The sequence below is a fragment of the Ancylobacter koreensis genome, from assembly GCF_023016525.1.
Taxonomy (GTDB): Bacteria; Pseudomonadota; Alphaproteobacteria; order Rhizobiales; family Xanthobacteraceae; genus Ancylobacter; species Ancylobacter koreensis.
In genome coordinates this window covers 646,274-669,764 of record NZ_JALKCG010000001.1, presented here as the reverse complement: position 1 = coordinate 669,764, position 23,491 = coordinate 646,274, and the positions used below count along the sequence as shown (strand labels likewise).

Below are 23,491 nucleotides of genomic sequence, written 5' to 3'. Positions count from 1 at the left end.
CGCGAACCCTCAGCGTCCGAAGGCGGCGAAGTAGCGCCCGATCATGCCGGCATAGACGCGGGCGAGCGCGCGCACCTCGTCGACGGGGGTCGATTCGTCCACCGCATGCATGGTGGTGCCGACCAGCCCGAACTCGATCACCGGGCAGTAATCCTTGATGAAGCGCGCGTCCGACGTGCCGCCGGTGGTGGACAGCTCCGGCCGCCGGCCCGTCGCCCCGGCGATGGCATCCACCACCAGATCGACGAACTCGCCCGGCGCGGTGAGGAAGCTGTCGGAGGAGCGCGCCTCGAAGGCGACGCTGAAGCGCACCTCGTTGCCGGCCGCCGCCGTCAGCCGGCGCTCGATCTCGGCGGCAAGCGTCGCCGGCGTCCACAGATCGTTGAAGCGGATGTTGAAGCGCGCCTGCGCCTGCGCCGGGATGACGTTGAAGGCGGGATTGCCGACATCGACGGAGACGACTTCGAGATTCGACGCCTGGAAATGCGCGTTGCCGCCGTCCAGCGGCTCGGCCTTCAGCCCGGCGAGCAGCCGCACCATGCCGGGGATCGGGTTCTCGGCGAGGTGGGGGTAGCCGACATGGCCCTGCTTGCCGTGCACGGTGAGCGTGCCCGAAAGCGAGCCGCGCCGGCCGATCTTCACCATGTCGCCCAGCGCCGCGCGCGAGGACGGCTCCCCCAGCACGCAATGGTCGATGCGCTCGTCGCGGTCGGCGAGCCAGCGCAGCAGCTTCTCGGTGCCGTTGATGGCCGGGCCTTCCTCGTCGCCGGTGATCAGGAAGGAGATGGAGCCCGGCAGGACGGCATTTTCGGGGTCGTTGTCGTGCGCCGCCGCGAAATCGAGGCCGGCGGCGATGAAGGCCGCGACCCCGCCCTTCATGTCGACCGCGCCGCGCCCGTAGATCAGCCCGTCCTGGATGGCGCCTTCAAAAGGAGGAAAGCGCCAGTGCGCGGGGTCGCCGGGCGGCACCACGTCGGTATGGCCGGCGAAGCACAGATTGGGGCCCCGCGTGCCGAAGCGGGCGTAGAGGTTCTCGACATCGGACGTGTCGGGCGCGGTCAGCTTCACCCGGTGGGTGGTGAAGCCGGCATTGGAAAGCAGGGCGTCGAGCAGGGCGAGCGCGCCGCCCTCCTCCGGCGTCACCGAGGGGCAGCGTATGAGGTTGCGCAGGATCTCGACGGGATCGGCCTTGATCGCCTCGGGCATGCCTCGTCTCCTCTGTCCAGCCCTTCTGCCGTCGTCATCCCGGACGGCCGCAGGCCGATCCGGGATCGCGTGCCGGTGGCATGTCCGGATGCCGCAAGCGATCCCGGCTCTTCGCTACGCTTCGGCCGGGATGACGGTCAAGCGGGAGCGTGCGGAACCGGCGCTCAGTCCCGCAGCAGGTCGTTGATCGAGGTCTTGGAGCGGGTCTGCTCGTCGACGCGCTTGACGATCACCGCGCAGTAGAGCGACGGGCCGGGCGTGCCATCCGGCAGCGGCTTGCCGGGCAGGGAGCCGGGCACCACCACGGAATAGGCCGGCACCTCGCCGACGAACACCTCGCCGGTGGCGCGGTCGACGATCTTGGTGGTCGCCGAGATGAATACGCCCATGGAGAGCACCGAACCGCGGCGCACGATGACGCCCTCGACCACTTCCGAACGCGCACCGATGAAGCAGTCGTCCTCGATGATGACCGGGCCGGCCTGCAGCGGCTCCAGCACGCCGCCGATGCCGACGCCGCCCGAGAGGTGAACGTTCTTGCCGATCTGCGCGCAGGAGCCGACCGTCGCCCAGGTGTCGACCATGGAGCCGGCATCGACGCGGGCGCCCAGATTCACGAAGGAGGGCATCAGCACGACGTTCGGCGCGATGAAGGCCGAGCGGCGGACGATGGCGCCCGGCACGGCGCGGAAGCCGGCGGCGCGGAATTCGCCCTCGCCCCAGCCCTCGAACTTGGAGGGCACCTTGTCCCACCAGTGGGCGCCGCCCGGCGCGCCGGGGATCGCGCTCATGTCGTTGAGGCGGAAGGAGAGCAGCACCGCCTTCTTGAGCCACTGGTTGACGTTCCAGTTGCCGTCGGCGCCGGGCTCGGCGACGCGCGCCTTGCCGGCATCGAGCAGCGCCAGCGCCTCGTTCACCGCGTGGCGCACCTCGCCGCCGGTCTCGAAAGTGATCTCGGCCCGGTTCTCGAAGGCGTTCTCGACGATGCTCTGAAGCTGGCTCGACATGTCATTCTCCCGCTGTCCGGGGCGTCTTGTCCGGTCGCGGGCGGCTTCTGTCAACGGGGATGTGGCTCAGGTGGCGCGCAGCGAATTCAGGAACGCCGTCAGGTCGTCCGTCACCACGTCGATATGGTCCCCGTCGCGGCCCTCATGCTCCCATGCCTCGCGGTCGGCCGGGCTGACCGCCTCGCCCTGCGGCACCACGAGCACGGTGCGCATGCCGAGCTGAGCGGGCACTTCGAGATTGCGCGCGAGGTCTTCGAACATCGCCGCGCGGGCCGGATCGACGTCGAAGCGGGCGAGGAAGCCGCGATAGGCGGTCTCGTGCGGCTTGGGGTGGAACTCGGCGGCGACGATGTCGTGCACATCTGCGAAATGGCCGGAAATACCGAGCTTGTCGAGCACCTGCGCGGCATGGCCGCGCGAGCCGTTGGTGTAGACGAGCTTGCGGCCGGGCAGCGCGCCGAGCGCCTCGCCCAGTTCCGGCGCCGGATCGAGCGAGACGAGGTCGATGGCGTGCGCATGGGCGAGGAACGGGTCCGGGTCCATGCCGTGCTCGATCATCAGCCCGCGCAGCGAGGTGCCGTATTTGCGGTAATAACCCTTCTGCAGCGCGAAAGCCTCGTCCAGCGAGACCCCGAGATAGTCGGCGATGTAGCTGCGCATGCGCAGGTCGATCTGCCGCCACAGGTCGAGGCCCGGCGGGTAGAGCGTGTTGTCGAGGTCGAACACCCAGGTATCCACCCGGGTGAAATCGACCGGGCGCGGTGCCGGCAATGAGGTCACGGCGCGCGCCTCAGGGCCGGATCAGCGTGCCGGCGCCGTGGTCGGTCAGCAGCTCCAGCAGCACGGAATGGGGCACCTTGCCGTCGAGGATCACCACCCCCTCGACACCCTGCTCCAGCGCGTAGATGCAGGTCTCCACCTTCGGAATCATGCCGCCGGAGATGGTGCCGTCGGCGATCAGCGCGCGCGCCTGCGCGATGGTCAGCTCCTTGATGAGCTGCTTGTTCGCGTCGAGCACGCCGGGCACGTCGGTCAGCAGCAGCAGCCGCTTGGCGCCGAGCGCGCCGGCGATGGCGCCCGCGAAAGTGTCGGCGTTGACGTTGAAGGTGCCACCGTCCTTGCCGGTGGCGACGGGGGCGAGCACCGGGATCAGCTCGCGGCCGAGGATCTGGTCGAGCACCGTGGTGTCCACCGTCTCCGGCTCGCCGACGAAGCCGAGGTCGATCTCCTGCTCGGCGTTCGACGCCGGATCGCGCACCGAGCGCGTGACCTTGGAGGCGATCACCATGTTGCCGTCCTTGCCGGACAGGCCGAGCGCCTTGCCGCCCGCCTCGTTGATGAAGCCGACAAGGGATTTGTTGATCGAGCCGGCCAGCACCATCTCGACGATCTCGACGGTGGCCTTGTCGGTGATGCGCAGGCCCGCAGCGAATTCCGACTTGATGCCGAGCTTGGCCAGCATGGCGCCGATCTGCGGGCCGCCGCCATGCACCACGACCGGGTTCACGCCGGACTGTTCGAGCAGCACGATATCCTGCGCGAAGTCGCGCGCCACCTGCTCGTCGCCCATGGCGTGGCCGCCATATTTCACCACGATGACCGCGTCGTCGTAGCGCTGCATGTGCGGCAGCGCCTGCACCAGCACGCGGGCCTTGGCGTGGTCGTCGATAATGTCAGCGGTCATGGCGGATCCGTTGGCGCGGGCGGGAGGCGGTGAATCGGGAGCCGGCACGGCGCGGGCCCGTGCGGGGCGTGCCCTTCTAGCCGATTTCGATGACGCTTCTCAATCGCTCGCGCGCGACGCTCGCGGGCAATTGCACCGGCGGTCGGCCCGGCATGCGCGCGGGCACCGGTGCAAGACGCCGCTTGCGTACCGCAACCTGTGCGAAGCTCCCCGCGCGTGCCATATGCCCTGCATGAACTCCCCATCCGCTCCCGCCCGCCCCGAAGGTTCCCGCCCGATGACGGCGCGCTTCGTCCAAGGCTCGACCCTGCGCCACGTTGCGACGATGACGGCGGCGGGCTCGATCGGGCTGATGGCGGTGTTCGTCGTCGACCTGCTGAACCTGTTCTACATCTCGCTGCTCGGCGAGGAGGAACTGGCGGCGGCCATCGGCTATGCCGGCACGGTGATGTTCTTCATCACCTCGGTCGGCATCGGCGTGATGATCGCGGGTTCGGCGCTGGTCTCGCGCGCTGTCGGACGCGCCGATATCGAGGCCGGCCGGCGGCTTTCCACCTCCTCGCTCATCTATATGGGCCTCGCCACGGCCGCGATCTCGCTCGCCATGCTGCCGGCGCTCACGCCGCTGCTGACCCTCCTCGGCGCGAGCGGGCGCACGCTGGAGCTGGCGCGGAATTTCCTGCTCATCGTGCTGCCCTCGACGCCGCTGCTCGGCCTCGGCATGGCGGCGTCCGGCACGCTGCGCGGCATCGGCGACGCGCGCCGCTCCATGTGGGTCACGCTGTCGGGCGGGCTCGCCACCGCCGTGCTGGACCCGCTGCTGATCCTTGGCCTCGGATGGGGCGTCGAGGGCGCCGCCATCGCCTCGGTGCTGGCGCGCATCGTCATGGCGGCTTACGGGCTCAATGCCGTGGTGCGGGTGCACAGGCTGGCGGAACGCCCGAGCCTCGCCGCGCTGATGAACGATCTCGGCCCGCTCTCGGCCATCGCCGTGCCGGCCATCCTCACCAATGTCGCCACCCCTGTCGGCAACGCCTATGTCACCTATGCGCTCGCGCCGCATGGCGATGCGGCGGTGGCGGCCTGGGCGGTGATCGGCCGGCTGATCCCGGTCGCCTTCGGCCCGCTCTTTGCCCTCACCGGCGCCATCGGCCCGGTGATCGGCCAGAATGTCGGCGCCGGGCGCTACGACCGCGTGCGGCAGTCGATCCGCGACAGCCTGATGCTGACCCTCGTCTATGTGCTGGCGGTCTGGGCGGTGCTAGCGCTCTCGCGCAACCTCGTCGCCGGCGTGTTTGGCCTGTCGGCGGAAGGCGTGCATCTCGTCGCCTTCTTCTGCCTCTACGCGGCCGGCGCCTATGTGTTCTTCGGCGCGCTGTTCGTCGCCAACGCGGCCTTCAACAATCTCGGCGCACCGCTGCTGTCCACCCTGTTCAACTGGGGCCGGGCGAGCCTTGGCACCATTCCCTTCGTCTGGCTCGGCGGGCACTGGTTCGGCGCCGAGGGCGTCATCGCCGGGCAGGCGCTCGGCTCCGTCGCCTTCGGCGTGGCGGCGCTGATCTGCGCCTTTGCGGTGGTGCGGCGCCTGCATGCCGGGGCGCGCCCGCCCGCGCCCGCCACCCCGCTCGCCGGCGCCGAGCTTCCCGCCTTCTCGCGCGGCGAGGATGCTTCCGCCATCGAGGCGGCGCCGGTGGAGGTGATGCCGGCGGACGAGGCGGGACACCGGCGCTAGACGCCTCGCGCGCCATTTGCTTCCGTCCGGCGACGAGAACGGATAGGGTACACCGGATGAGCGACACCTCATTCCACGACCCTCTCGCCGGCCTCGTGTTTCCCGCCGACGGCCGGCAATCGGAAACCGCGCGCGGCATACAGCGCGGCGCTCTGCGCTATCTCGCGGCCTGCGGCATGGTCGGCGTGCCGGAATTCTGCCTCGCCTCCGGACGGCGGGCGGATATCGCCGCGCTGGATGCGCGCGGGCAGGTCTGGGTGGTCGAGATCAAATCCTCGATCATCGACTTCCGCACCGACCGCAAGTGGAGAGACTACCGTCTGCACTGCGACCGGCTGTTCTTCGCCGTCGGACCGGACTTCCCGCTCGACATATTGCCTGACGATACAGGCATACTGGTCGCCGATCCGTTCGGCGCCGGGCTTGTGCGCGAGGCGCCGCACCACCCGATGCCGGGCGCCACCCGCAAGGCGCTCACTCTTCGCTTCGCCCGCGCCGCCGCCGGCCGGCTGATGGGATTGATGGACCCCGAGGCGCTGCGCGGCATCGAGCTTTGAGGGGATAACGGGCGAGCGCGCTTGCGTCGCCGCCCCCGCCTCTGCCAGCGTCGGCCCATGAACGCTCCCCTGAAGAACGCGGGTCCCGACGAGGCCGCCGCCCCCAAGACGGCAGGCGATGCCGAGCGCGTCACGCCCAAGGCGGCAGGCGACACTGAGCGCGTCACGCCGATGATGGCGCAGTACATCGAGATCAAGACCGCCAATCCCGGCAGCCTGCTGTTCTACCGGATGGGCGATTTCTACGAGCTGTTCTTCGAGGATGCCGAGCTGGCCTCCCGCACGCTCGGCATCGTGCTCACCAAGCGCGGCAAGCACCTGGGCGAGGACATCCCGATGTGCGGCGTGCCGGTGGAGCGCGCCGAGGAATATCTCAACCGGCTCATCGCGGCCGGCCACCGCGTCGCCGTCTGCGAGCAGGTGGAGGACCCCGCCGAGGCGAAGAGGCGTGGCCCCAAGAGCGTGGTGAAGCGCGACGTCATCCGCCTCGTCACCCCCGGCACGCTGACCGAGGACGCGCTGCTCGATGCGCGGCGCGAGAACGTGCTGGCGAGCCTCGCCCGCGTGAAGGGCGGGGAAGGCGAGGACGGCTATGTCTATGCGCTCGCCTTCGCCGACATCTCCACCGGCTCCTTCCGCGTCGCCGAGACGGAGGCCGGCCGCCTGCCCGCCGACCTCGCCCGCATCGAGCCGGCCGAACTGCTGGTTGCCGACGCCATCTATGACGAGCCGGCGCTGCGCCCGCTCTGGCGCGCGCTGCCCGCCGTCACGCCGCTGCCACGCGAGAGCTTCGACGGCGCGGCGGCGGAGCGGCGCATCGCCGGCTTCTACGGCGTGGCGACGCTCGATTCCTTCGGCAGCTTCTCGCGCGCCGAGATCACCGCCGCCGCCGCCATCGTCGCCTATATCGAGCGCACCCAGCTCGGTGCCCGCCCGCCGCTGAGCCGGCCCCAGCGCGAGGCCTCCAGCGAGGCCATGGTGATCGACCCGGCGACGCGGGCCAATCTCGAAATCCTGCGCACCACCACCGGCGAGCGCACGGGCAGCCTGTGCGCGGCGGTGGACCGTACCGTCACCTCGGCCGGGGCGCGGCTGCTCGCCCGCCGGCTTGCCGAGCCGCTGACCGACCCCGCCCGCATCGCCCGCCGGCTCGACGCGGTAGAGCATCTCGTCGACGAAGCCGGGCTGCGCGCCGAGCTGCGCGAGCGCCTCGCCGGCGCGCCGGACCTTGCCCGCGCGCTCTCGCGCGTCGCGCTCGGGCGCTCCGGCCCGCGCGACCTCGCCGCCATCGGGCGCGGGCTCGCCGAGGGCGCAACCATCGCCGGGCTGATCGCCGCCTCCCCCGCGCCGGAGGAACTGACGCAGGCGGCGGGCGTGCTGGCGGGCGTCGACCCGGAGCTGGCGGCAATGCTCGGCGCCGCGCTCGCCGACGAACTGCCGCTCAACCGGCGCGACGGCGGCTTCGTGCGGGCCGGCTACAGCGCCGATCTCGACGCCACCCGTGCGCTGCGCGACGAGAGCCGGCGCGTCGTCGCCAACCTGGAGCGCCGCTATGTCGAGGAGACCGGCGTGCGCGCGCTCAAGATCCGCCACAACGCGGTGCTCGGCTATTATGTCGAGGTCAGCCAGCAGAACGCCGACCGGCTGCGGGAGCCGCCCTTCGACGTCGTCTTCGTGCACCGCCAGACCATGGCGGGGGCGATGCGCTTCACCTCGACCGAACTCGCCGAACTGGAGGCGAAGATCGCCAGCGCCGGCGAACGGGCGCTGGGGCTGGAGCAGCGCGTCTTCGACGAACTCGTCGCCACCGTGATGGCCCATGCCGAGGCGATCCGCGCCTGCGCCGAGGCGCTCGCCGTCATCGACGTCACCGCCGGCCTCGCCAAGCTCGCCGTCGACGAGATGCAGGTGCGCCCGGAGGTCGATGGCGGGCTCGACTTCGCGATCGAAGCCGGCCGCCATCCCGTGGTCGAGCAGGCGTTGCGCCGCGACGGAGGACCTTTCGTCGCCAATGACTGCGAGCTTTCCCCGCCCGAGAAGGCGCGCTCCGGCCGCATCTGGCTCGTCACCGGCCCGAACATGGCGGGCAAGTCCACCTTCCTGCGGCAGAACGCGCTGATCGCCATCCTCGCGCAGGCCGGCGCCTTCGTGCCGGCGCGGGCGGCGCGCATCGGGGTGGTGGACCGGCTGTTCTCGCGCGTCGGCGCGGCGGACGATCTGGCGCGCGGGCGCTCGACCTTCATGGTCGAGATGGTCGAGACCGCCGCCATCCTCAACCAGGCGACCGAGCGCTCGCTGGTCATCCTCGACGAGATCGGGCGCGGCACCGCCACCTTCGACGGCCTCTCCATCGCCTGGGCGAGCCTTGAGCACCTGCACGAGGCCAACCGCTGCCGCGGCCTGTTCGCCACCCATTTCCACGAATTGACCGCGCTGTCGCAGCGCCTCTCACGCCTCGTCAACGCGACGGTGAAGGTGAAGGAGTGGGAGGGCGAGGTGATCTTCCTGCACGAGGTGGTGCCGGGCGCGGCCGACCGCTCCTACGGCATCCAGGTCGCCAAGCTCGCCGGCCTGCCCCCGGCGGTGGTCGAACGCGCCCGGGCCGTGCTGACCGAGTTGGAGAGCGCCGACCGCGCCGCTCCGACGCAGCGCATTCTCGACGACCTGCCGCTCTTCGCCGCGCTGAACCGCGCCCCCGCCCCGGCCGCGCCGGCGGCCAAGGCCGACCCGGTGGCGGCGGCGGTGAAGGGCGCGCTGGACAGCTTCCACCCCGACGAGATGACCCCGCGCGAGGCGCTGGAGGCGCTGTACAAGCTGAAGGGGATGGCGAAGGGCGGGTGAGGGGGCACAGGGCACCTTCACGACGTCCTCCCCGGGCTTGACCCGGGGATCCACGTCCTCGCTTCAGCGGACAATCTCGTCGTAGAGGTCGCGCCATGCGGGGTTGCCCTCAAGGATCAGCGCGACCTTCCATGCCCGCGACCAGTGCTTGAGTGTCTTCTCGCGCTGGATGGCGCTCGCGATGTCATCGAAGCGTTCGAGATGAATGAGGGTCTTCAGCCCATACCGCGCGGTGAAGCCATCGGCCAGACCCTCGCGGTGCTCGAAGACGCGCCGGACGATATCCGAGGTCACGCCGACATAGAGCGTGCCGTTCGGCCGGTTTGTGAGGATATAGACGAAGCCGCCCCGCATGAGGAAAGCGTCGGGGACGTGGATGCCCGGGTCAAGCCCGGGCATGACGGGGTTTATTCCGGGTGCCCGTACGGGCCCGGGAGCGCTGTGGGTTCACGCGCCTGCACGCCACGCACAGCAACGTCATCCCCGGGCTTGACCCGGGGATCCACGATTCGCCTAGGTGGCGAGCAAGAAGAAAGGCGTGGATGCCCGGACCAGGCCCGGGCATGACGGTAGGGGGCGGACATGATAAGCGATCCCGGCTCGCGCTTCGCTTGGCCGGGATGACGGCTCAATGCGCCCTCACGCCTGGCTGGCCGCCTGCGTCCTCAGCGCGGCCTGCGCCGCCGCCAGCCGGGCGATCGGCACGCGGAAGGGCGAGCAGGAGACGTAGTCGAGCCCCACTTCCTCGCAGAAGGCGACCGAGGCAGGGTCGCCGCCATGCTCGCCGCAAATGCCGAGCTTGAGCGTGGGCCGCACCGCGCGGCCGCGCTCGGTGGCGATCTTCACCAGCTCGCCCACGCCCTCGGTGTCGATCGACACGAAGGGGTCCACCTCGAAGATGCCCTTGGCGATGTAGGTGCCCAGGAACGTGCCGGCATCGTCGCGGGAGATGCCGTAGGTGGTCTGGGTGAGGTCGTTGGTGCCGTAGGAGAAGAACTCCGCCGTCTCGGCAATCTCGCCCGCCTTCAGCGCCGCGCGCGGCAGCTCGATCATGGTGCCGACCTGATAGTCGAGCGTCACCCCGGTCTCGGCCTCCACCTTCTTCGCCACCGTGTCGATGTCGTGCTTCACGAGGTCGAACTCGCGCTTGCCGGTGATCAGCGGCACCATGATCTCCGGCACCACCGGCTTGCCGGTCGACTTCTGCGCGGCCACCGCCGCCTCGAAGATGGCGCGCGCCTGCATCTCGGCGATCTCCGGGAAGGCGATGGCCAGACGACAACCGCGGAAGCCGAGCATCGGGTTGAACTCGTCGAACTCGCGCTTGCGGGCGGCGAGCTTGGCTGCGGACACGCCGAGCCCCTCCGCCACCTCGGCGATCTCCGCGTCGGTGTGGGGCAGGAACTCGTGCAGCGGCGGGTCGAGCAGGCGGATCGTGACGGGCAGCCCGTCCATGATCTCGAACAGCTCCTGGAAGTCCGAGCGCTGCGCGGCGAGCAGCTTGGCCAGCGCGGCGCGGCGGCCCTTCTCGTCGTCGGCGAGGATCATTTCGCGCACGGAACGGATGCGGTCGCCGTCGAAGAACATGTGTTCGGTGCGCGAGAGGCCGATGCCCTCGGCGCCGAAATTCTTCGCCGTGCGCGCGTCGAGCGGGGTCTCCGCATTGGCGCGAACCTTGAGGCGGCGCACGCCGTCGGCCCAGCCCATCAGGGTGGCGAACTCGCCGGAGAGCTCCGGCTGGAGGGTGGGCACCGCGCCGGCGATCACCTGCCCGGTGGCGCCGTCGATGGTGAGGATGTCGCCCTTCTTCAGCGTGACGCCGCCGGAGGTGAGCGTGCCGGCGGCATAATCGACGCGGATGGTGCCGGCGCCGCAGACGCAGGGCTTGCCCATGCCGCGCGCCACCACCGCCGCGTGCGAGGTCATGCCGCCGCGCGTGGTGAGAATGCCTTGCGCGGCGTGCATGCCGTGAATGTCCTCAGGGCTCGTCTCGATGCGCACGAGAATGACCTTGCGGCCCTGCGTCTTCAGCAGTTCCGCCTCGTCGGCGGAGAACACGATCTCGCCCGAGGCGGCGCCCGGGGATGCCGGCAGGCCGGTGCCGATCACCTTCTTGTCGGCCTTGGGGTCGAGCATCGGGTGCAGGAGCTGGTCGAGCGCGGCGGGGTCGACGCGGGCGATGGCCTCGTCGCGGGTGATCACGCCGTCATTGGCGAGCTCGACCGCGATGCGCAGCGAGGCCTTGGCGGTGCGCTTGCCTGAGCGGGTCTGCAGCATCCACAGCTTGCCGCGCTCGACGGTGAATTCGAGGTCCTGCATGTCGCGGTAGTGGCTCTCCAGCACGCCCGCGATGCGGTTGAACTCGGTGAACACCTCCGGCAGCGCCTTCTCCATGGAGGGCTTGTCGGAGCCCGCCTCGATGCGCGCGGCCTCGGTGATGTTCTGCGGCGTGCGAATGCCCGCCACCACATCCTCGCCCTGCGCGTTGATCAGGAACTCGCCATAGAGCGCGTTCTCGCCGGTGGAGGGGTTGCGGGTGAAGGCGACGCCGGTGGCCGAGGTCTCGCCCATATTGCCGAACACCATGGCCTGCACGTTCACCGCCGTGCCCCAGCTCTCCGGGATCTGGTGCAGGCGGCGGTAGACGATGGCGCGCTGGTTCATCCACGAACCGAAAACGGCGCCGATGGCGCCCCAGAGCTGGTCGTGCGGGTCCTGCGGGAAGGCGCGGCCGAGCTCATGCTCCACCAGCGCCTTGTAGCGGGCGACGATCTCGCGCCAGTCGCCGGCGTGAAGATCGGTGTCGAGCGTATAGCCCTGGTCGCCCTTGAAGCCGTCCAGCACCTCCTCGAAATGATGGTGCGGGAAGTCCAGCACCACGTTCGAGTACATCTGGATGAAGCGGCGATAGCTGTCATAGGCGAAGCGCGCATCGCCCGAGGAGCGGGCCAGCGCCTCGACGGTGACGTCGTTGAGGCCGAGATTGAGCACCGTGTCCATCATGCCCGGCATCGAGGCGCGCGCCCCCGAGCGGACCGAGACGAGCAGCGGGTTGGCGGGATCGCCGAAGCTGCGGCCGGCAAGCTGGCCGACATGGGCCAGCGCGGCGTCGACGGTGCCCTTCAGCTCGGGCGGATAGGCGTTGCCGTTGGCGTAATAATAGGTGCACACCTCGGTCGAGATGGTGAAGCCGGGGGGCACCGGCAGGCCGAGATTCGACATTTCCGCGAGATTCGCGCCCTTGCCGCCGAGCAGGTTGCGCAGTTCCGCCGCACCTTCCGCAGTGCCGTCGCCGAAGGTGTAGACCCATTTCGTCATTTCGCAGAGCCCCGTTCGGTGGCAGCCGGGAGGGCCCGCCACCATGATGGAAATTCAGCCACGGCTGAAATATATGCACTGTCAACGGGTTGGACGGATGCCGAGCGACGGCGCCGTGCCTTTTCCCAATGTTGATCTAGCGTCTTGAGGGGTTTCCTTCAATCCGTCATTCGCACATGCGGCACGGATTGCTGCCCTGCACGGGTATCCGGGCGCCAATGCATTGTGACGGCAGGGAAGGAAGGATGGTATTGCATGGGCGTATCAACCAGCCGCGAGGGGCTTTCCATGATCGCAATGTTGAACCGGCTTTCCCCGCATGTGCTCAGCCTGCTGCGGGTCGCGTCCTCGCTGCTGCTGCTGCAGCATGGCACCACCAAGATTCTGCATTTCCCGGCCACGCAGGCGAGCGGCATCAACATCTTCACGCCGCCGGGCTTCGCCGGCGTGATCGAGCTGGTCGGCGGCGTGCTGCTGCTGATCGGGCTGTTCTCGCGCCCCACCGCCTTCATCCTCTCCGGCATGACGGCGGTCGCCTATTTCTACGTCCACGCGCCGCAGGACTTCTTCCCCATCGTCAATGGCGGCGAGCTGGCGGCGCTGTATTCCTTCGTGTTCCTCTATCTCTTCTTCGCCGGCCCCGGCCCATGGGCGGTCGACAATTTCCGCGGTTCCGCCAAGCGCTGACAGCAAGCGCTGACCGCACGCGCCGAGCGGCGTCATCCCGGACGGCTTGCGGCCGTTCCGGGCTGACGCGGGCGTGGCTCAGAACGGCAAATGGCCGTTGCGGCCGAGCAGGCCGACCACGCCGATGAAGATCAGGTAGAGCGCCACGATGTAGTTGAGCAGGCGCGGCATCACCAGGATGAGGATCCCGGCGATCAGCGCGACGATGGGCTGGATGGTGACGACGTTGATTTCCATGTGCGGTCTCCCCGGAGCGGTAGCTCAATAAGCCTGAGCCGCGCGGGAAGTTCCAGCGAAACCGTGGGACGGCCCGCGCGGGCGGCTCGGCAACTCCCCTCTTCCGCCCTTTGGCGTCGGCGAAAAGGACATCGTCATGGCCGGGCTTGACCCGGTCCTCCACGTCTTTTGCCGGGCGCATGCGGATCCGAAGTCGTGGATCCCCGGGCCAAGCCCGGGGATGACGGCGTTTGGGAACGCAGCGGTCCGCAGGAGAGAGCGGGGGGAGACCCTACCCCTCGATGCGGTCGAAATCGGCGATGGCGCGGGTGGTGCGGCGGATGTCCGCGAGCAGGCGCAGGCGGTTGGCGCGCAGCTCCGGCTCGGGCGCGTTCACCGTCACCTTGTCGAAGAAGGCGTCCACCGGCGCGCGCAGCCGGGCGATGAAGCCCATGGCGGCCTCGAAATCCTCCCGCTCCAGTGCGGCCTCGATCTGCGGGCCGAGCGCGGCGATGGCGTCGGCCAGCGCGCGCTCCTCCGGCTCGTGCAGCAGCACCATGTCGACGCCGCCCTCATAGGAGACGCCGTCCTTCTTCTCCTCGATGCGCAGGATGTTCGCCGCGCGCTTGGTGCCGGCGAGCAGGTTCCTGCCGTCTTCCGTGGCGAGGAACCGCCCGAGCGCCTCGACGCGTTTGACGATGAGGAGGAGGTCGTCCTGACCTGGAAGCGCGAAGACGGCGTCGACGAGATCGTGCCGGGCACCGGCTTCGCGGAGATGGACCTTCAGGCGATCGGCGAAGAAGGAGAGGAGGTCGATTGTGATAGAAAGCGCCTTATCGTGGCGTCCTTTCACCGGATCCTTAAAAATCCCAACCGCTTGCGCGAAAAGATCGACCTGATTTTCAGCTTTCTCCAGCGCTGCGCCGGCCGTCAATTGATCGTCGAGAATAGAACTCAAGTTCTGACGCAATATCGTATTCTCAGATGCGGTGGCTGCCGCTCCCGCCACGCCCATCAGGCCAAAGGCGATAACTCCGAGTAGTTCGAGCCGAAGGTTGTTCTCCAGGACGATGCGCACCACGCCCAACGCCGCACGACGTAGAGCATAGGGGTCTTTCGAGCCGGTCGGCTTCTCGTCGATAGCCCAGAAGCCCACCAACGTGTCCAGCTTGTCGGCTAGCGCCACCGCCACCGAAACCGGCGCGGTTGGAACAAAGTCGGTCGGGCCCTGCGGCTTGTAATGTTCTTCAGCCGCGAGGGCGATTTCCTCGGGCAGGCCTTCGAGGCGGGCGTAATATTTGCCCATCAGCCCCTGCACCTCGGGGAACTCGCCGACGACTTCCGTGCGCAGGTCGCTCTTGGCGTAGAGCGCGGCGCGCTCAGCGAGGTCTGGATTGGCACCGACCTCGCGCGCTAGAAGATGCGCCAGCGCGGCGATGCGCTTGATGCGCTCCAGCTGCGAGCCGAGCTTCTCGTGGAAGGTCACGTTGGCGAATTTGTCCAGCCGCTCCTCCAGCGGCACGGTGGCGTTGGTGCGCTTGTCCGTCTCCCAGAAGAACTTGGCGTCCGACAGGCGGGCGCGGATGACGCGCTCATTGCCGGCCACGATGGCCTTGCCGCCGTCACTCGCCGCCAGATTCGAGACGAGGATGAAGCGGTTGGCGAGGCGGCCGGTCCTGGGGTCCTTGAGTACGAAGCACTTCTGGTTCGCGCGGATGGTGGCGCGGATCACCTCGTCCGGCACATCGAGGAAGCTCTGCTCGAAGGCGCCCATCAGCACCACCGGCCACTCCACCAGGCCGGCGATCTCGTCGAGCAGGCCGGCATCCTCGACCAGCTCCAGTCCCTGCGCCAAAGCGAGGTCCTTGGCGTCATTGAGGATGATGTCCTTGCGCCGCTCGCGGTCGACGACCACGAAGGCGGCTTCGAGCTTCGCCATCCAGTCTTCCAGCCGGCGCACGCGGATCGTGCCCTCGGAGAGGAAGCGGTGGCCGCGCGTGGTGTCGCCGGACTGGATGCCGTCGACGTCGAAGCGCACGATTTCCGGCTCCTCGGTCTCGGGACCGAAGGTGCACAGGATGGACTGCAGTGGGCGCACCCAGCGCAGCGCGCCGGGCTGGGCGGAGGCCTTGCCCCAGCGCATCGACTTCGGCCAGGGGAAGGCGCGCACGATCTCCGGCACGATCTGCGCGATCACCTCCGGCGTCGGCCGGCCGTGCCGGTGCAGGCGGGCGACGTAGAACTCGCCCTTCTTCGGATCGGTCTCGATGCTGGCCTGATCGAGCGAGGAAAGCCCCGCCGCCTTGAGGAAGCCGTCGATGGCGCCCTGCGGGGCGCCGACGCGCGGGCCCTTGCGCTCCTCATGGGTGTCCGGCTGCTGGGCCGGCAGGCCGTGCACCGCCAGCGCCAGCCGGCGCGGGGTGACGAAAGCCTTGGCGCCCTCATAGACGAGTCCCCGCTCCACCAGCGCGTCGGTGACGAGCTTGCGCAGGCTCTCCGCCGCGCCGGCCTGCATGCGGGCGGGGATTTCTTCGCAGAACAGTTCGAGCAGGAGATCGGGCATCAGCGGGCCAAGCTCTGATTGATGACGTCACGGATTTCGCGCGCCATGAAGTATTTCGGGTTAGAGGTGCCGGGGATCTCGGACAATATGCCGACCGAGACCAGGGCTTCGATGTTCAGTTGCGCGGAGCGATACTGGACCCCCAGCAGACTGGCAACGGACGGTATCGTGACGATCTGGCTGCGGAACAGGTGGTCGATGATCGCGAGCAGGTTCGAGGAGCGTCCCGCGCCTGTCGCACGTCTGCGGTAATCGCGTTGCAAGGCCAGCAGAGCGTCCGCCGTAGCGATTGCACTGGTACAGGCGTCGGCGACGACTTCAAGGAAAAAGGCGATCCATTCGAGCCACTCGCCGCGCTGCGAAACGGCGAACATCAGGTCGATATACTCGTCCTTGCGCGCCTCAAGGGTCGAGCTGAGATACAGGATCGGCTCCCGAAGTGCCCTTCGAACGAACAGATGCAACGGTATGAGCATGCGCCCGACCCGGCCGTTTCCGTCCGCGAAGGGGTGAATGGTTTCGAACTGATAGTGAATAAGCGCGGCGTCGACGAGATCGGGAATGCCACCCCGATTCTCGCGGTGGATGTATTTTTCCAGTTCGCCGAGACAGGCGGCGGCCTCCACGGGCGGCGGCGGAACGAAGCGCGCCGCCTCGATCTCGCGAGCACCGATAAAGTTCTGGTGGACCTTGAATTCGCCGGGTTGGGCGGATGAGCCCCGGTGCCGCCGGACGCCGGCGAGAAGGGTCCGATGAGCATCCCGCATGGTCCGAAGCGACAGCGGGAGCCTCTCCAGGCTCTCGATGGCATTTGCCAGCGCGCGCCGGTAGTTCACAACCTCCCGCGTGTCGTGGAGAGCCTCCGTTTCGGGGCCGCCGGCATCAACGAGGAGGAGTTCGTCGAGCGTCGTGTAGGTGCCTTCCATGCTTGACGATGTGAGGGCCTCGCGGGCCTGAAGCGGACGGATCAGCAGCAGCGGGTCGGCCAGGGTTCGGCCAATGCCGTTCAATTCGCCGAGAAGCTGCGAGGTGCGCGCCAGGGGTTCCGCAAGTGAGCTGAGGTCGAGCGGCGGCGGCAAGCGGTTGGGCACGAAAGCCCACTGCGAACGGTCTGTAGGCACCAACGTGCCGCTCGGCGTGCCCGCGAAATCGTCCGGTTTCATTTGGTGCAATCACTCGGACCAAGATTATAACAAAAGGCGCTTTTGTTATAATCCATGTGCGCGTTATTGAAAGGCGTGATCATCACCCCGCGGGCGTGCCGCCTGCGGCCGTGGCGAGCCAGGCGGCGCCGCAGGCTTTGGCCAGTTCACGCACCCGCAGGATGTAGCTCTGCCGCTCGGTGACGGAAATCACCCCGCGCGCGTCCAGCAGATTGAAAACGTGGCTCGCCTTGATGCACTGGTCATAGGCCGGCTGCGCCATCAGATGGCGGCTGCGGTCGTCGCTCCAGCCGGCTTCGAGATATTTTGACGCCGCGCTTTCGGCCATGCGGAACTGCTCGAACAGCATCGCCGTGTCGGCATGCTCGAAATTGTGCCGCGAATATTCCTGCTCGGCCTGCAGGAACACGTCGCCATAGGTGACCTTCTCGTCGCCCTCGCGGCCGTTGAAATTGAGGTCGTAGACGTTCTCGACCCCCTGCACATACATGGCGAGGCGCTCAAGCCCGTAGGTCAGCTCGCCCGCGACCGGGGCGCATTCGAAGCCGGCGACCTGCTGAAAGTAAGTGAACTGGCTCACCTCCATGCCGTCGCACCAGCATTCCCAGCCGAGCCCCCAGGCCCCGAGCGTCGGGCTCTCCCAGTCGTCCTCGACGAAGCGCACATCGTGCAGGTTCAGGTCGATGCCGATGGCCGAGAGCGAGGCGAGGTAGAGGTCCTGCAGGTCGGTCGGCGAGGGCTTCAGGATGACCTGATACTGGTAATAATGCTGCAGCCGGTTCGGGTTCTCGCCGTAGCGCCCGTCCTTGGGCCGGCGCGAGGGCTGCACATAGGCCGCCTTCCACGGCAGCGGTCCCAGCGCGCGCAGCGTGGTCGCCGGGTGGAAGGTGCCGGCGCCGACTTCCATGTCGTAGGGCTGGAGCACGACGCAGCCCTTGTCTGCCCAGAAGGCATGGAGCGCAAGGATGAGCCCCTGGAACGACTTGTCGGGGCGCATGTGCGGCGGCAGAGCGGGATCGATCATGGAGGCTCGGCGGTTGGGCGGGAAAGGCGGCGCAACCTAAGGCGCGGCGGGGCGGGGATCAAGGTGGGGAGGCGGATGCACCGTCATGCCTGGCCTTGGGCCGGGCATCCACGCCTTCGGCGCGGCAGCAACACGAGGATGGCCGGGTCAAGCCCGGCCATGACGGCGTGTGGGGGGCCGTCACCCCCCGCCGCACGGTTTCCGCCTCAGCCAAATCCGACTATCACTCCCTCATGTCCGACCTCGCGCCCGAATCGCCGACCTCCAACGCCCCCGACTGGACCGTCTCGGAACTCTCCGGCGCGCTCAAGCGCACGGTGGAGGACGCCTTCGGCCATGTGCGGGTGCGCGGCGAAATTTCCGGCTATCGCGGGCCGCACTCCTCGGGCCACGCCTATTTCAGCCTGAAGGACCAGAACGCGCGTATCGACGCCGTGGTGTGGAAGGGCAATTTCGGCCGGCTGCGGCTGAAGCCCGAGGAAGGGCTGGAGGTGGTCGCCGTCGGGCGCATCACCACCTTCCCCGGCAAGTCCTCCTACCAGATCGTCATCGAGCAGCTCGAATTCGCCGGCGCCGGCGCCATCATGGCGATGCTGGAGGAGCGCAAGCGCCGCCTCGCCGCCGAGGGCCTGTTCGCGCCCGAGCGCAAGCGCCGCCCGCCCTTCCTGCCGCGCGTCGTCGGCGTCGTCACCTCGCCGACCGGCGCGGTGATCCGCGACATCCTGCACCGGCTTCAGGACCGCTTCCCGCGCCACGTGCTGGTCTGGCCGGTGCGCGTGCAGGGCGACACCTCGGGGGCCGAGGTGAGCGCGGCCATACGCGGCTTCAACGCGCTCCCCGTCGGCGGGCCGATTCCCCGCCCGGACGTGCTGATCGTGGCGCGGGGCGGCGGCTCGCTGGAAGACCTGCTCGGCTTTTCCGAGGAGAGCGTAGTGCGGGCGGCGGCGGAGAGTGCGATTCCGCTGATCTCGGCCGTCGGCCACGAGACCGACGTGACGCTGATCGACTTCGCGGCGGATGTGCGCGCCCCCACACCGACCGCCGCCGCCGAGATGACGGTGCCGGTGCGTGCCGATCTCGTCGCCGAGGTGGCGGGCCTGCATGCGCGGCTGCGCGCCAGCTTCGCGCGCGGGCTCGACCGGCGGCGCGCCGACCTGCGCGGCCTTGCCCGCCTGCTGCCGAGCGCCGACGCGCTGCTCGCTTCGCCCCGCCAACGGCTCGACATTGCCGGCCAGCGGCTGCCGCGCGCGCTAAAGGCCAATGCCGGCGCGCACCGTCTGGCGCTGACACGCATCGAGGGCCGCTTCACGCCACAGCGCCTCGCCGGTCTGGTGGAGCGGCGGCGCGAGCGCTTCGACCTGTTCGCCGGCCGGCTCGCCTCGGCCCTGCGCGCCAATGCCGGTGCGCATCGCGAGCGGATTTCCCGTGCCCGCGAGCGCTCGGAGGGGCTGCATGCGCGGCTGAAGCCGGCGCTGCTGCGCTCCCAGCAGGAGCGCGCCCGCCGCCTGCGCGCGCTCGAACAGCTCATGCAGGCGCTGTCCTACAAGGGCGTGCTCGCGCGTGGATTTGCCCTCGTCCGCGACGCGTCCGGCGTCCCGGTGCACGCGGCGGCAGGCATCACGGCGGGCGACGCGCTGCAGATCGAGTTCCGCGACGGGCGGGTCGAGGCGGTGGCGGGCGGCGGCTCGCCGCCTCCGCCGAGCGGCCCGGCACAGCCGCCCCGGGCGCCGCGAAAATCCTCGGCCGCGCCGCGCGCGCGTCCCTTGCCGGACGAGGACAGCCAACCCACCTTGTTCGGCGGATAGGCCTCGACGCCGGTCGGGGTTGCGGCGGGGTGCCCCGGTTCTCTATTGTCGGGGCCGGACGAACAGCAGGATCAGCGGGACCATGAACCGCTTCGAACGTTTCTCAGCCTCCGGCGAAGCCGAGCTGCGCTATCTCGACGGCGACTTCCGGGTCGTGCGTCCGGGCACCTTCGTGCGCTGCGCCGTGACCGGCGAGCCGATCCCGCTCGACGAACTGCGCTACTGGAGCGTCGACCTGCAGGAAGCCTATGCCACGCCGCAGGCGGTGATCGCCCGGCTGCACCCGGAGCGGGCGCGCTAGAGGCCGGAGCGGCGTCAGCCGCCTTCGAGCCGCTTGCCCAGTCCCGCCAGCATGCGCTCCAGCGCCCGCGCGCTCTGCGGCTCCAGTGCCATGCGCACCGGCAATACGTCCGACACGTCGAGCAGATGCTGGCCGATATCGCTGCCGGCAAGGCGCATCGCGTCCTTCTCCGTCGTGACCAGCACCAGGTCCTTCTCCTCCGCCAGCGCGCGCAGTTCCTCGACCTCGGCCGCCGTGTAGACGTGATGGTCGGGGAAGGCGCGCGTCAGCGTGGTGAGCACGCCGAGCCCGCGCAGCGTCTCGAAGAACTTGGCGGGACGGCCGATGCCGGCATAGGCGAGCACCCGCTTGCCGAACAGCCGCGCCACCGCCTGCGCTTCCGGGGCAAGGCGTCCGCGCAGCACCACCGTGCCGGCGGCGTAGCCGTCGCGCGCCACCCGCTCGCCGCCCGCGCCCTCGCCGATCACGAGGAGCGCCTGCGCCTGTTCGAGCTGCGGGGCGAGCGGCGCGCGCAGGGGCCCCGCCGGCAGGCACAGCCCGTTGCCGACGCCGACGCCCGCGTCGACCACGAGGATGGACAGCGCCTTGGCGAGCGTCGGGCTCTGGAAGCCGTCATCCATGATGAGGATGTCGGCGCCGGCCTGGGCGGCGGCCTGCGCGCCGGCCAGCCGGTCGCGGGCGACGAAGGTCGGCACGGCGCGCGCGTGCAGCAGCGGCTCGTCACCCACATCCTCGGCACTGTGCAGCAGCGGATCGACCCGCACCGGGCCGATAAGCCGCCCGCCATAGCCGCGCGACAGCACGGCGGGCCTGAGGCCGCGCAGGCCGAGCCGGCGCGCCACCTCGATGACGGTCGGCGTCTTGCCGGCGCCGCCCACCGTGGGGTTACCGATGCACACGACCGGCAGGCCCACCTCGGCGCCCGGCCGGCGCATGCGCGCCAGCGTGGCGCCGCCCACCAGCGCGCCGAGCGGCGACAGCAGCCGCGCCGCCGCGCTGCGCTCCGTCCGCCACCAGAAAGCCGGCGCCCGCATCTCGCTCAGTGCCTCTCCAGCCTTATCTGTACCAGATAGGGGTCGATGGCCGCGAGCGTTCGCTCCAGCGCGCCGCCGAAGCTCTCGACCGTCGTCTGGCCGGCGCCGACCATGCGCCGGCGCGAGGCGGCATCGGCGAGCAGCATGTAGGCGCTGGCGGCGAGCGAACGGGCGTCCGTCACCGGCGCCGCCCCGCGCGCCTCGTCGAGCCGGGCGTAGAGTTCGGCGAAATTCGTCACATGCGGGCCGTGCAGGATCGCCGTGTCGAGCTTGATCGGCTCGATCGGGTTCTGCCCGCCCTTGCGCGCCAGCGAGCCGCCCAGCAGCGCCACCCCGCCCAGCCGGTAGAAGATGCCGAGCTCGCCGATCGTGTCGGCGACATAGATGCCGGTGCCCCGATCGGGGAGATAGCCGTCCGAGCGCAGCACCGCCGGGCAGCCCGCCTCGGTGGCGAGCTTCACCACCGCAGGTCCGCGCTCGGGATGGCGCGGGGCGATGACGGTGAGCAGGCCGGGCATCTCCTTGGCGAGCCGCTGATGCGCCTCGACGATGATCTCCTCCTCGCCCGGATGGGTTGAGGCGGCGACGAACACCTCGCGCCCGGTCACGGCGGTCGCCAGCGCGTCGAAGGCGGCAAGGTCGACCGGGGGCGGGGGCGCGTCGAATTTCAGGTTGCCGGTGACGGTGACGCGCGGCGCGCCGAGCCGGCGCAGACGCCCGCCATCCTCCGCGCCCTGCGCAAGGCACAGATCGACCTGCGACAGCAGCGCGCCGACCGAGCCGGCGATGCGCTGCCAGCTCGCGAAGGAGCGCGGCGACATGCGGGCGTTCACCAGCACCAATGGCGTGCCGCGCGCGCTCACCTCGCAGATGAGGTTGGGCCACAGCTCGGATTCCACCAGCAGCACGAGGTCCGGCCGCCAGTGCTTGAGGAAGCGCCGCAGGAAGAGCGGCGAATCGAGCGGCACGAACTGGTGCGGCACGTCAGGCGGCAGGCGCGCCGTGGCGAGCTTCGCCGAGGTCAGCGTGCCCGAGGTGAACAGAACCTGGAAGCCGCGCGCCCGCAGCCGGTCGATCAGCGGCAGAACGGCGATCATCTCGCCGACGCTCGCCCCGTGCAGCCAGACCAGCGGGCCGCGCGGGCGGGGGGCGCCGGCATGGCCGTAGCGCTCGCGCAGACGGGTGCCGTCCTCCTTGCCGCGCTTGAGCCGGCGCGCCAGCAGCAGGCCGATGAAGGGCGTCGCCAGCCAGGTCGCCGCCCGGTAGAGGCGGATGAGGAGGGAGGTGCGCGCCTTCGCCATCGCGCGTCCTAGCCCTCGGGCGCCTGTGCGGGGGAAGCCCCCTCGCGCGCGCTCGCGCGCACCGGCGCCGCCGGGCGGCCGACCAGTTCCTCGGCGCGTGCGGTGGCGACCTCGAGTTGGCGCTGCAATTCGCGGCGGGCGGCCTCCAGTTCCTCGGGGCCGGCATCGGCGGCGACACGCACACCGTCGCCGGCGACCACGGCGGCACGGCCGAAGGGCAGATGGATCGCCGACTTGTCCCAGCTGCGCGCCACGATGCGGCGCGAGGTGGCGATGGCGACCGGGTAGATCGGCCGGCCGGAATGCTTGGCGATGGTGACGACGCCGAGCCCGGCGACGCGCGAGATCTTCGGCACGTCGGCGGTCATCGCCACGTTGGTGCCCTCGCCGAGATGGCGGATCATCTCCAGCGTGGCGTTGAAGCCGCCCTTGGTGCGGAAGTCGCGCCCCTGCGCGCCCGAGCCGCGCACCGTGCCGATGCCCAGCGCCTCGGCGGCGATGGCGTTCACGTCGGCGTCGGCGCTGCGCGAGATCATCACCCGCGCCCGGTGATAGGGCTTCACCAGGAAGGGGGTGAGGAAATGCTGGCCGTGCCAGAAGGTGAGGATCATCGGGAGCTGCGCGTCGGCCAGCTCATAGAGATTGGCCGGCTCCATCACCACGCGCTGCGTGCGCCAGACGAGGCGCAGATAGGAGGCCATGCCGCGGCCGAGCGCGGAGCGGACCGCCGGTGAAGTGCGCAGTCGACGCCACATGAGGAAGGGTCAGCTGCTCTTGGTGCTGGTTTCCGGATCCAGCAGGCGGTGGAGATGGACGATGAAATAGCGCATCTGCGCGTTGTCGACCGTCTGCTGCGCCTTGGCCTTCCAGGCGGCGTGGGCGGTGGCGTAATTGGGGTAGATACCGACGATGTCGAGCCCGGCGAGGTCCTTGAAGGTGACGCCGTCGATGTTCTCCAGCTCGCCGCCGAAGACGAGATGCAGAAGCTGCGCGGGTGAGGAGGTCTCGGTCATTCCGGTTGGTCCTGTGCCGGTTTCGTCAGTGCCGGGTGG

20 protein-coding genes are annotated in these 23,491 nt (G+C 69.5%); 6 read left to right on the top strand and 14 right to left on the bottom strand.

Translation table 11 applies throughout. The annotated features are described in order from the left end of the window. Positions 1-9: 9 nt before the first annotated feature. The 4 genes from dapE to argB form a co-directional block, all read right to left on the bottom strand. Positions 10-1,206 carry a succinyl-diaminopimelate desuccinylase gene (gene dapE / locus MWN33_RS03050; protein WP_247198661.1) on the bottom strand — a complete coding sequence of 399 codons (1,197 nt, stop codon included), beginning with the start codon at positions 1,204-1,206 and terminating at the stop codon, positions 10-12. 164 nt (positions 1,207-1,370) lie between these two features. Then, the gene (dapD, locus tag MWN33_RS03045; protein WP_247198660.1) at positions 1,371-2,213 is read right to left on the bottom strand and encodes a 2,3,4,5-tetrahydropyridine-2,6-dicarboxylate N-succinyltransferase; all 843 of its coding nucleotides are present in this window, start codon (positions 2,211-2,213) and stop codon (positions 1,371-1,373) included. A gap of 66 nt (positions 2,214-2,279) precedes the next feature. Continuing rightward, positions 2,280-2,993, bottom strand: a complete 714-nt coding sequence (locus MWN33_RS03040) for a pyrimidine 5'-nucleotidase (protein WP_247198659.1) — start codon at positions 2,991-2,993, stop codon at positions 2,280-2,282. A gap of 10 nt (positions 2,994-3,003) precedes the next feature. After that, complete coding sequence (gene argB / locus MWN33_RS03035; protein ID WP_247198658.1) at positions 3,004-3,897, bottom strand: acetylglutamate kinase; 894 nt, start codon at positions 3,895-3,897, stop codon at positions 3,004-3,006. 223 nt (positions 3,898-4,120) lie between these two features. Here argB and MWN33_RS03030 point away from each other — a divergent pair, with 223 nt between their 5' ends. The 3 genes from MWN33_RS03030 to mutS all read left to right on the top strand — a co-directional run bounded on the left by MWN33_RS03030 (position 4,121) and on the right by mutS (position 9,027). Then, complete coding sequence (locus MWN33_RS03030) at positions 4,121-5,629, top strand: MATE family efflux transporter (RefSeq protein WP_425531950.1); 1,509 nt, start codon at positions 4,121-4,123, stop codon at positions 5,627-5,629. A 56-nt stretch (positions 5,630-5,685) separates the two neighbouring features. Next, on the top strand, positions 5,686-6,186 hold the full coding sequence (locus MWN33_RS03025) for an MmcB family DNA repair protein (protein ID WP_247198656.1): 501 nt from the start codon (positions 5,686-5,688) through the stop codon (positions 6,184-6,186). A 174-nt stretch (positions 6,187-6,360) separates the two neighbouring features. Continuing rightward, positions 6,361-9,027 carry a DNA mismatch repair protein MutS gene (gene mutS, locus MWN33_RS03020; protein ID WP_247199770.1) on the top strand — a complete coding sequence of 889 codons (2,667 nt, stop codon included), beginning with the start codon at positions 6,361-6,363 and terminating at the stop codon, positions 9,025-9,027. Between the two features lie 63 nt (positions 9,028-9,090). Here the strand turns inward: mutS and MWN33_RS03015 are convergent, their stop codons facing one another. Both MWN33_RS03015 and ppdK read right to left on the bottom strand, forming a co-directional pair. After that, the gene (locus MWN33_RS03015; protein WP_247198655.1) at positions 9,091-9,426 is read right to left on the bottom strand and encodes a GIY-YIG nuclease family protein; all 336 of its coding nucleotides are present in this window, start codon (positions 9,424-9,426) and stop codon (positions 9,091-9,093) included. A 240-nt stretch (positions 9,427-9,666) separates the two neighbouring features. Then, entirely contained in the window at positions 9,667-12,345 is a 2,679-nt protein-coding gene (gene ppdK, locus MWN33_RS03010) for a pyruvate, phosphate dikinase (protein ID WP_247198654.1), read from the bottom strand. Between the two features lie 288 nt (positions 12,346-12,633). Between ppdK and MWN33_RS03005 the strand changes: the two genes are divergently transcribed. Next, positions 12,634-13,032, top strand: coding sequence for a DoxX family protein (locus MWN33_RS03005; RefSeq protein WP_247198653.1), 399 nt, complete (start codon positions 12,634-12,636; stop codon positions 13,030-13,032). Positions 13,033-13,110: 78 nt separating this feature from the next. On the opposite strand, the gene MWN33_RS03000 is transcribed toward MWN33_RS03005, so the two are convergent. The 4 genes from MWN33_RS03000 to MWN33_RS02985 form a co-directional block, all read right to left on the bottom strand. Then, positions 13,111-13,269 carry a DUF3096 domain-containing protein gene (locus MWN33_RS03000; RefSeq protein WP_247198652.1) on the bottom strand — a complete coding sequence of 53 codons (159 nt, stop codon included), beginning with the start codon at positions 13,267-13,269 and terminating at the stop codon, positions 13,111-13,113. Positions 13,270-13,540: 271 nt separating this feature from the next. Next, positions 13,541-15,811, bottom strand: coding sequence for a glycine--tRNA ligase subunit beta (gene glyS / locus MWN33_RS02995; protein WP_247198651.1), 2,271 nt, complete (start codon positions 15,809-15,811; stop codon positions 13,541-13,543). Further along, complete coding sequence (locus MWN33_RS02990) at positions 15,811-16,974, bottom strand: Fic family protein (RefSeq protein WP_247198650.1); 1,164 nt, start codon at positions 16,972-16,974, stop codon at positions 15,811-15,813. Before MWN33_RS02990 ends, glyS begins: the two co-directional genes overlap by 1 nt. An 82-nt stretch (positions 16,975-17,056) precedes the next feature. Further along, positions 17,057-17,998 (bottom strand): glycine--tRNA ligase subunit alpha, encoded by a 942-nt coding sequence (locus tag MWN33_RS02985; protein WP_247198649.1) that lies wholly within the window; start codon positions 17,996-17,998, stop codon positions 17,057-17,059. A gap of 233 nt (positions 17,999-18,231) precedes the next feature. Between MWN33_RS02985 and xseA the strand changes: the two genes are divergently transcribed. After that, entirely contained in the window at positions 18,232-19,803 is a 1,572-nt protein-coding gene (gene xseA, locus MWN33_RS02980) for an exodeoxyribonuclease VII large subunit (RefSeq protein WP_247198648.1), read from the top strand. Between the two features lie 82 nt (positions 19,804-19,885). Continuing rightward, the gene (locus MWN33_RS02975; RefSeq protein WP_247198647.1) at positions 19,886-20,104 is read left to right on the top strand and encodes a DUF2093 domain-containing protein; all 219 of its coding nucleotides are present in this window, start codon (positions 19,886-19,888) and stop codon (positions 20,102-20,104) included. 14 nt (positions 20,105-20,118) lie between these two features. Here MWN33_RS02975 and lpxK read toward each other — a convergent pair whose 3' ends face one another. Genes lpxK through MWN33_RS02955 form a run of 4 tightly spaced genes read right to left on the bottom strand, consistent with a single transcriptional unit; the run spans position 20,119 to position 23,452 of the window. Then, positions 20,119-21,138, bottom strand: coding sequence for a tetraacyldisaccharide 4'-kinase (gene lpxK / locus MWN33_RS02970; protein ID WP_247198646.1), 1,020 nt, complete (start codon positions 21,136-21,138; stop codon positions 20,119-20,121). A gap of 5 nt (positions 21,139-21,143) precedes the next feature. Then, positions 21,144-22,439, bottom strand: a complete 1,296-nt coding sequence (locus tag MWN33_RS02965) for a 3-deoxy-D-manno-octulosonic acid transferase (protein ID WP_247198645.1) — start codon at positions 22,437-22,439, stop codon at positions 21,144-21,146. Positions 22,440-22,447: 8 nt separating this feature from the next. Further along, positions 22,448-23,194 (bottom strand): lysophospholipid acyltransferase family protein, encoded by a 747-nt coding sequence (locus MWN33_RS02960; protein WP_247198644.1) that lies wholly within the window; start codon positions 23,192-23,194, stop codon positions 22,448-22,450. 9 nt (positions 23,195-23,203) lie between these two features. After that, positions 23,204-23,452: a DUF4170 domain-containing protein gene (locus tag MWN33_RS02955; protein WP_247198643.1), complete on the bottom strand. Its 249-nt coding sequence runs from the start codon at positions 23,450-23,452 to the stop codon at positions 23,204-23,206. Positions 23,453-23,491: the final 39 nt, after the last annotated feature.